Genomic DNA, 1056 nt, shown 5'->3' with positions numbered 1-1056 from the left:
CGGGTGATACGATCCCGGTTCGCCCAGGCCGGGGCCAAGCGTTGGGCCATCATCCTCGTGAGGAGCTCGATTGGCTGACGGTGAATTGAGCGCACGCGAGGCCGAACGCGTCCTGTGGGATGTGGTCGTGGTGGGCACCGGGATGGGCGGCGGGATGCTGGGCTATCAGCTGGCCCGCTGCGGGCGCCGGGTGCTGTTCGTCGAAAAAGGCCGCTCCACGCTGCCCGGTGTGCCCGGCACCATCCGCGCGGCGATGCCCGAACTGGCCGAACCCAAAGCGGCCCGCTCCCCGGCGGCCTACTACGACGCCCTGGCCCGCGCCGGGCGCTCCACCGACGAAATCGAAGACATCAGCCGGCGCGTGCCGCGCCGCTTCGTACCGTTCATCGGCGCCGGCACCGGCGGATCCTCGGCCCTGTACGGCATGGTCTGCGAACGCTTTTTCGTCGGCGACTTCACCCCCCGGCAAAACTTCCGCGACCCCGGCCAGTCCACCGTGCCCGACGCCTGGCCCATCACCTACGACCAGCTGCGGCCCTGGTACGCCCGGGCCGAAAAGCTGCTCGGGGTCCGCGGCCAACCCGACCCGCTGCGCCCCGAGGCCGCCGAGGTCGACCTGCCGCCGGCCCCGCCGTTTTCCCCCGACAACCAACCTTTGGTCAACTACCTGGCCGGCCGCGGCCTGCACCCCTACCACCTGCCCATGGCCTGCGACTACACCGACGGATGCACCACCTGCCAGGCCTACCTGTGCGACAAGGCCTGCAAAAACGACGCCGCCCGCAACGGGCTGCTGCCCGCGCTCACCGAACACGGCGCCCACCTGCTCACCGACTGCCGCGTGGTGCGCCTCGACGCCGACCACACCCACGTCCGCCGCATCATCTGCCAACACCACACCGACACCGTGGCCCTACAAGCCAAAATCGTGGTGCTAGCCGCCGGCGCCCTGGCCACCCCGCTGCTGCTGCTCAACTCCCGCAGCGGCCACTGGCCCCGCGGACTGGCCAACGGCTCCGACTGGGTCGGACGCAACCTCATGCGCCACCTCCTCGA

At 70.6% G+C, this 1056-nt stretch carries 1 protein-coding gene; it reads left to right on the top strand.

The features are described from left to right. Positions 1–70: 70 nt before the first annotated feature. The coding region (locus AWC19_RS01160) for a GMC family oxidoreductase N-terminal domain-containing protein (RefSeq protein WP_169718061.1) at positions 71–1056 on the top strand (986 nt) is incomplete at its 3' end.

The organism is Mycobacterium palustre (genome assembly GCF_002101785.1).
Classification (GTDB): Bacteria; Actinomycetota; Actinomycetes; order Mycobacteriales; family Mycobacteriaceae; genus Mycobacterium; species Mycobacterium palustre.
The sequence above is the reverse complement of the archived record's forward strand: the minus strand, read 5'-3'. Positions and strand labels throughout refer to the sequence as shown.